The sequence below is a fragment of the Methylobacterium iners genome, assembly GCF_022179305.1.
Classification (GTDB): domain Bacteria; phylum Pseudomonadota; class Alphaproteobacteria; order Rhizobiales; family Beijerinckiaceae; genus Methylobacterium; species Methylobacterium iners.
Window position 1 is genome coordinate 1 of the sequence record NZ_BPQP01000093.1, and the last position, 6,186, is coordinate 6,186.

Annotated in this window: 10 protein-coding genes; 6 read left to right on the top strand and 4 right to left on the bottom strand. The window is 60.7% G+C overall.

Annotated features, from left to right (window positions below):
- Positions 1 to 254 precede the first annotated feature (254 nt).
- Both MFF55_RS24005 and MFF55_RS24010 read right to left on the bottom strand, forming a co-directional pair.
- A complete protein-coding gene (locus MFF55_RS24005; RefSeq protein ID WP_373874862.1) occupies positions 255 to 629 on the bottom strand; it encodes a DUF6883 domain-containing protein in 375 nt (124 codons plus the stop codon).
- A 5-nt stretch (positions 630 to 634) separates the two neighbouring features.
- Positions 635 to 871, bottom strand: a complete 237-nt coding sequence (locus MFF55_RS24010; protein ID WP_238246639.1) for a DUF4926 domain-containing protein — start codon at positions 869 to 871, stop codon at positions 635 to 637.
- Here MFF55_RS24010 and MFF55_RS24015 point away from each other — a divergent pair.
- Together MFF55_RS24015 and MFF55_RS24020 are read left to right on the top strand one after the other, a co-directional pair.
- Positions 870 to 1,145: a hypothetical protein gene (locus tag MFF55_RS24015; RefSeq protein ID WP_238246640.1), complete on the top strand. Its 276-nt coding sequence runs from the start codon at positions 870 to 872 to the stop codon at positions 1,143 to 1,145. The genes MFF55_RS24010 and MFF55_RS24015 overlap by 2 nt on opposite strands.
- A gap of 119 nt (positions 1,146 to 1,264) precedes the next feature.
- Complete coding sequence (locus tag MFF55_RS24020; RefSeq protein WP_238246641.1) at positions 1,265 to 1,612, top strand: HNH endonuclease; 348 nt, start codon at positions 1,265 to 1,267, stop codon at positions 1,610 to 1,612.
- A 217-nt stretch (positions 1,613 to 1,829) separates the two neighbouring features.
- Here the strand turns inward: MFF55_RS24020 and MFF55_RS24025 are convergent, their stop codons facing one another.
- Entirely contained in the window at positions 1,830 to 2,087 is a 258-nt protein-coding gene (locus tag MFF55_RS24025; RefSeq protein ID WP_238246642.1) for a hypothetical protein, read from the bottom strand.
- Between the two features lie 42 nt (positions 2,088 to 2,129).
- The gene (locus tag MFF55_RS24030; protein WP_238246643.1) at positions 2,130 to 2,333 is read right to left on the bottom strand and encodes a hypothetical protein; all 204 of its coding nucleotides are present in this window, start codon (positions 2,331 to 2,333) and stop codon (positions 2,130 to 2,132) included.
- An 815-nt stretch (positions 2,334 to 3,148) separates the two neighbouring features.
- Between MFF55_RS24030 and MFF55_RS24035 the strand changes: the two genes are divergently transcribed.
- The 4 genes from MFF55_RS24035 (at position 3,149) to MFF55_RS24050 (ending at position 5,127) form a co-directional block, all read left to right on the top strand.
- Positions 3,149 to 3,313, top strand: coding sequence for a hypothetical protein (locus tag MFF55_RS24035; RefSeq protein ID WP_238246644.1), 165 nt, complete (start codon positions 3,149 to 3,151; stop codon positions 3,311 to 3,313).
- Positions 3,314 to 3,523: 210 nt separating this feature from the next.
- Entirely contained in the window at positions 3,524 to 3,778 is a 255-nt protein-coding gene (locus tag MFF55_RS24040) for a hypothetical protein (RefSeq protein ID WP_238246645.1), read from the top strand.
- A gap of 257 nt (positions 3,779 to 4,035) precedes the next feature.
- The gene (locus MFF55_RS24045; protein WP_238246646.1) at positions 4,036 to 4,305 is read left to right on the top strand and encodes a hypothetical protein; all 270 of its coding nucleotides are present in this window, start codon (positions 4,036 to 4,038) and stop codon (positions 4,303 to 4,305) included.
- A 543-nt stretch (positions 4,306 to 4,848) separates the two neighbouring features.
- Positions 4,849 to 5,127: a hypothetical protein gene (locus MFF55_RS24050; RefSeq protein ID WP_373874863.1), complete on the top strand. Its 279-nt coding sequence runs from the start codon at positions 4,849 to 4,851 to the stop codon at positions 5,125 to 5,127.
- The last annotated feature ends 1,059 nt before the right edge of the window (positions 5,128 to 6,186 follow it).

A 6,186-nucleotide genomic window follows, 5' to 3' on the forward strand; every position in this document is an offset into this window, starting at 1 on the left:
CACCAAATGGGGGCTGGTCAAAGCGGCAATCTGGAAAAGCTTCCCGATTGAACCTGCCTCAGCCACGTTAGGTGTGCCTCCGAGGCGCATCCAAATACCGTCGACAGCGGCAATTCGAATTAGCTCGGCATCGAATTAGCGCTTGCGACTCAAAGGGCAGGATCTTGCTGATTAGCGCGCACCTGATTTAGCGCCTGCAATCCCTATCCTGGGCGTCACCCAGATATCGAGCGACCAAATTAATTCCCGCTGATCTAATAGGTGATCGTCAACGGTGGCCTCGGTTGGCCTGTCAGGGGTACGGCCGTCACGAAGCGGAGTACCTGGCCCTCCACCTGCCAGACGGATCGCACGTTCGGTGTCCTGCCATCAGGCGCCGGTACAGGACCCTCGAAGATCAGCTTGAGATCGCCCATCGGGGATATGGCTTCATTGACTAGGAGCTCCGGCCGAGCATGCTCCAGGAGCGCGATGGAGAAGGTTTCCGGATCGGCCGCGGTCCAACCAAAACCCAAAAAGAATTGCGCCTTGCCGCCATTCTTTTGGTGATTGGGATTTAGGAGATACCCGCTCACCTTCTCCGCATGAAGGGAGCGGTGACTCGGCCAATTAAGTCGCCAGGAACACACGGCCTCTATGGCCGACGGAGCTGATCCGCTGGGACCGTAGCAAGCGCACCCATAGGCTCGGGGAATTCGACCTCGTAGGCGGCGCCATCACGCCAGATACCGACCACAGTGCCTTCGGTGCCGGCCTTCATGACATCGCCGTCGTCCGTGCGCACGTCAGCCGTCAACACCACGGCATCGAGATCCCGAAGGTTCGACCGCGGCTCTTCCCGGCGCAGGAGGTAATGCGTCTCGACGTTCATGCCCCAGAGAATTACGCCGCCTGGAAACTTCTGCAAGAGCGGGAAGCGATATGGGCATTTATCTCGGTGCCTGCTCACGCCCGGCACCCTGTTCGTGCGCAGGCAGCGCGAGCGCAAATTCCAATTCGAATTATCTCGTGGGCCGAGTCACCGCCTAATCAACGAGGCAGCGAATTGCCCGATCGCGAATTTAATTCGAGAGCAAAAATCGAATTTGCATTCGGCCGATGAATTTGGCCAGGGTTTCGAAATGGCGCCGCTGGAATTGATTTGAGGACCTCGGCCCACCTCCTTGTAGCGGGGGATAAGCAGCCCAGCAGAACATCAACCCCGTCGATTTAACCTCGCCTATGTATCACCCTGCTCAGTCTGTGTGATGCGTAGGAGGATAATATGAAGCGCCCGCGCCTTCGTCAGATCAAGCCGCTGTTGACCCCCATCGACACGCGAACCGTCAAACCATTCAACACCCGCAGCTATAAGGCTCGCCTGCAGGCGGATCCCTCACTGAAGTTCTACAGCACGGCGGCCTGGCAGCAATTCCGAAGCGCCGTCATTGCAGAGAGAGGACGACGCTGTGAGACCTGCAGCGCCACCCCCGATACCGTGTACCTGGATCACATCGAAGAACTGCGAGATGGCGGAGCCCCACTGGATAGGAGCAACGTGCAGGTGCTCTGCGGAAGCTGCCACCAGAAAAAGAGCATCCGAGCAAGGATGGTCCGGTTCGGCCTGGTCTGAGGGGTACCCGGGGGCAAAAAGGCTGAGTGCTCTTAAGGACCCCATCACAGAGGCTCTCTTTTGCGGAGAAAAAATTTGGCCGGCCCAGAATCTCAGTCCTTCCCCGGAATTTAATTTCCCGGGCATTCCGGAATTCGAATGCCTAAAGAGCCATCGCGAGATTGCTGATCAACGGCTGAACCTCAGGCTGGGGTCGCAACGTGGCCTTTTGGAAGGTTCAGGTCAGTGCCTTAGGGTGCGGCGAGGGTGTGCCGGAATAGGTCTCGCGGTTCAGCGAGCAGCCGGCATGCTTTCGATAATGCGCGAGAATTGGGCGGGCGCTGGGTGTGTAGGCACCGTAGACAACCACCAGCCCGTGACACATGGGGCAGCGCTTCCTGTCCATTCGATACCGGGTCAGCACCTCATCAAGCGTGACAAGGCGCCAGCTGCCCTCAACCTTGACCTCACATACCTGCCGACCGTCCGTCTTCATGCTGCTGCCATGTCACGGTTGCCCCAGCGTTCCAAGGCCAGATCACCCCTTCACCGGTCGTGCCAGCAGAATCGCCTTGCGTACGGCGGCACGCTTCAGCCCCTCGCTGGCTTCGGGATCGTTGATCAGCTTCTTCGCCGACGGCTGCGCGCGCACGGCCGCCATGAGGTTGATGCTGTACCCGCCCGCGAAGACGAACGTTGTTGTCCTGGGATTGTCCATGTAGGCGTCGACGGCCGCAGCCACCTCCGCCTCAAGGATGAGCTCCGCCTTGTAGAGATCGCCGATAGTCTGTGGGCCTGCCATGCTTGGTAGGTAGGACAGCGTAGGCAGCGCCGACAAGCGGCCCCGCCGCCCGATCTGATCACAGGCTGGCGGGGCGTGTCGTGGATCGCACGACGGAGCCGATACGCAACATGGCTCGCGGGTAGAATGCACAGGGCTGGTTACGCGAGGATCAACGACGTCGCGACCGCCGACCATGGCTCCTGCGATTTGATGAGCGAGTGCGCCGGCCGTCAGGCCCCGATCGAATTGGCTGGTCACGGCGGGGATCCAACAGGCGGGCGAGTTTCGCACGTGCAGCTCGAAGGGATCCATCGCACCAGGAGGCGCGCACTCCTCGAGCGATGAACTTCGCGGCATAGACGCCTGAAACTCCCAGCGCGCCGTTGGCGATCTCGACCAGCATGGATGTCAGTTCGATTGTCATTGAGGTTCCTCGGGCACGAAAAAACCCGCACCTCTGGGAGGAGCGGGTTTCGGGTGCTGATGATGACCAGCGCCGAGCGCGCCAGCCTGTGATTGGAATAGGCGCAAGTGCTCGCCCCGCAGGTTATGCAGGTCGCGCCAATCTTGGTTTTTGAGGAGTGTTCCGGCCGGCAGGTAATCCTGCTCGCGCGTCTCGGGACGGCGACCTAATTGGGCAATTGGCCCGTCGGGTCAAGCATTGAGCCATCCGGTCCGGTCGCGTCTTGAGCCCAACAGCAGGATTTGAACTTTTCCTCAACTCAAGGCATAATTATCAAATTAAATTGTAATGCGTACCTGAGGCTCCGTCTGTGGCGTTCGAAATCTTCTCGAAGGGCACTCTCCTCGGCTCCATCGTCCGTTCCGAAGGCGGCAACGCCTACGCCTTCCGCCCCAACGGCTCGGCCATCGGCCAATATGCGGATTTCGATGCGGCAGCCCGGGCGCTGATGCGTCTCCAGCAGGTACCCACGTGAGAGTGCCCGGCGCCATCGAGGTGCTGCGAATGCCGCCGGGCGATCGTGCTCCTCGCCTCCGCTCTCTCGCTCGATTTCATCAGGGCGAGCTCGCTGCCCTCAACCACGTTGGTCCCTCAACTCGAGGTGCGGAGAAGAAACAGACCCGGCATCGCCGTGCACTCGGCAGCCTAACCTGGGTCGCCGGCCGCGTGGGTGTGGACCTGTCCGATGCTGCCCCTTGATCGGATCGTTGCCGAGATCCCGCGGGCAGCCAGGGAAAACATCCGTGTGAGCCTGCGTGAGAAGCGCGGGAGCGTCGGAGTCGAGTTGCGCATCGCGGCCGCTAACGGTCGCGGCACGATGGCAGAGACTGCGAAAGGCCTCCGCATTCCATTGAGCCGGATCCCGGATGTGATTGCTGCACTTCAGAACGCTCAGCGTGTCGCCCAAGGTCTTAGTCTCGTTGCTGTCGACCGGGAGTGATCCAGCGAAACGTCCGAGCTGTCGGACGCAGCGCAAACTTATCGGGTAGTGACGCCAGACCGCAGGATGGGCGCGGCGCCCACGGCGTTGGCCATCGTTCGCATGGTGAAGCTGAGCAAATAAAAGGGGGCACATTGGACATGGCCCGCTGGGTCCTAGCGGATGGGAGCTACGGTGCGCTACACCGAGCACCTGAAGGCGAAGGGTTACCGGAAATGAGTGTAGCCGCAGAGCCGCGATGCCAAGCTCTGGCTGAGGTGCATCGTCTGACGAGTGCGCTCACCGATCGCGTGCTCCATGCGCACATGATGGGCGCGGACATCACCCAGCAGCAGATCCAAGCCCTGGCGAAGGCCGCAGCACTCCTTCAAGAGTATGGGGAGCCCTGGCCTCCAATGCTCACGCAAGCCCTGCACGAGCTGATTGATGCCGATCGGGAGGGCGACGCCGCGCCTGCGACAGACCAACCCGCGGACGAAGGTGGCATCAAGGGCTTTCTCGCTCGAGCGCGCCGACGGATGGGCTGAGGCCGCCGGCGTCGAGTTCATCCCAGAGAACGGTAGCGGGCTTGGAGTACGGGTGAGGAAGTGAAAAGGCGCACTTAATACCTGCCGAGCACTTGTATGCGCAGCGAGTGTTCAGAATTCAGGGAAAGCCCAACGTGCCAGACCATCAGAGTAAAGAGCGTAAGCAGGCAGAAGCGGCTTTTACCAAAACGCAGAACCCTCATGGGTGGGCTGCGAGAGCCGAGCCATCTAAAAACGCCGCAGATGAAAAGATAGCGCGCCTGAAGGCTGCTCGGTTGGCGAGGGATGTCGTCACGGCGAACAAGCAATAGGTGGAGCGCCTGCTTTATCGAGTGGACGGCGCCGGGCCGGGCGAGTGGCCGAGGCAGACAGCAGGATGAGGAGTCCTTGATTTGCGGAGCTGCCAGAGCGTGATTTGCTGCAGCTGCGCATGTTCTCACGGCCACACGGCAGGCCGTTCATGGCCAACACAGACAAGCTGCCACACTCCGTCCCAAGATCTCGCGCACACCCTGACTATCGAGGCCTGGACAGGATATGACCGTGAGCAAATATGGGCCACCAAATAGCGCCACCGTCATCCCGTTTTCTCCCCGGGTGGCACCCGCTAGTCCAGATGCGGACATCGCATCAGTGATTAAGGTGCTGCAGGACCAGCTCGCCCTGGCACGGGAGGGCAAGTTGCGCTCAGTAGCCGTCGTGTCCGTGTCTGCAGATGGTGAGGCAGTTGGCACGCAGTGGTCGTGCAAAGGCGCCGACATCACCGGCTTGATTGGTAAGCTAACGGTCCTGACGCACGACATGATGGCGGCTCGGAGATAGCCTTTTCGCTCCGTTGTCGGTCTAGCCCTGCCGGCACCCGCCGCGCGGGGTCTTTGTCGCCTTGTGCTGCCCGGGCACCTGCCTCATGGACGGCGGTGGAAGTTCACTGACACTTCCACAATCTTGATCCCGCCCGACACACGCCGCGACGAGTTTTTTGTTTCAACGTCGGAAGCATGCTGTCTTGGACTAAAGTCCAATTCTTGATGTTGTCGCAATGGGTGCACGTTGTTCACTGTGAGCAGAGGTTTACCGATGGCATAGATTGCTATGCTGCTGCTCGGGGGAGGCCGCCACGACGCGATTTCAGAAACTCCGTCTGAAACGCTGGATCATGCGCGAGATTGATCAAGCCCTGTCAGAGGTTCGCCTTGGCGCAAAGCAGGCTGCGCCAACAACCGCCGTCAGTCATTGACGATCGGCTTTTTCGGACATGCGAGCCCAGCCGCGCGTACCGGCTGATCTACCCGCTCAGACGCACGTACAGCCACCAGGTCGAAGCCAGGATCATTCCGCACCAGGCTACGGTGAAGGCGACGCCGAGGAATAGGCCACTGATCACGAGCCAGTAGCGCCACTCGCGCCTGTCCCGCACCTGAACAGCATCTGCCTCGAAACGCATCACCCCGGCCCCTCAAGCTTGTCCTGAGGCTTCTCAGCGCAAGTTGCTCGCCGCCTCCTCCTGCCCCATCCGGAGCTTCGCCATGACCTCATCTCCCGACGCGGGCGCGTTCGCGCGCCTGCAAGCGGTCACTGTGTTACACACTCCAGAACGTCGTGAAGGTAGGCCGCCTGCAGCACGGTGGCAGCATTAACCCTCAGGCCGTCGGTCAGTCGGGCATGACGGGCCCGAGTGTCCGCGGCAGCTGCGACCCGGTTGATGTGGCGGATGAACGGCTTGCTGCTCCGGTCCATCTGTCCGAAGTGAGCCTCGGCTTCGAAGCGATGAGCGTCAGAGGCCGTTGGCACGTCAGTTCCTCAACGGCCTGCCAGCAGGATCATGGTGCCGATCGGCCAGCCCCTGAGTGACGCGTATTCGGGATCGGACACAGCTTTGCT

Bases quoted from the DNA above. Each gene is read 5' to 3' on its own strand.
- MFF55_RS24015 (WP_238246640.1), top strand. From the start codon at position 870: ATGCCCCAGAGAATTACGCCGCCTGGAAACTTCTGCAAGAGCGGGAAG.
- MFF55_RS24020 (WP_238246641.1), top strand. From the start codon at position 1,265: ATGAAGCGCCCGCGCCTTCGTCAGATCAAGCCGCTGTTGACCCCCATC.
- MFF55_RS24010 (WP_238246639.1), bottom strand. From the start codon at position 871: ATGAACGTCGAGACGCATTACCTCCTGCGCCGGGAAGAGCCGCGGTCG.
- MFF55_RS24025 (WP_238246642.1), bottom strand. From the start codon at position 2,087: ATGAAGACGGACGGTCGGCAGGTATGTGAGGTCAAGGTTGAGGGCAGC.
- MFF55_RS24040 (WP_238246645.1), top strand. From the start codon at position 3,524: ATGCTGCCCCTTGATCGGATCGTTGCCGAGATCCCGCGGGCAGCCAGG.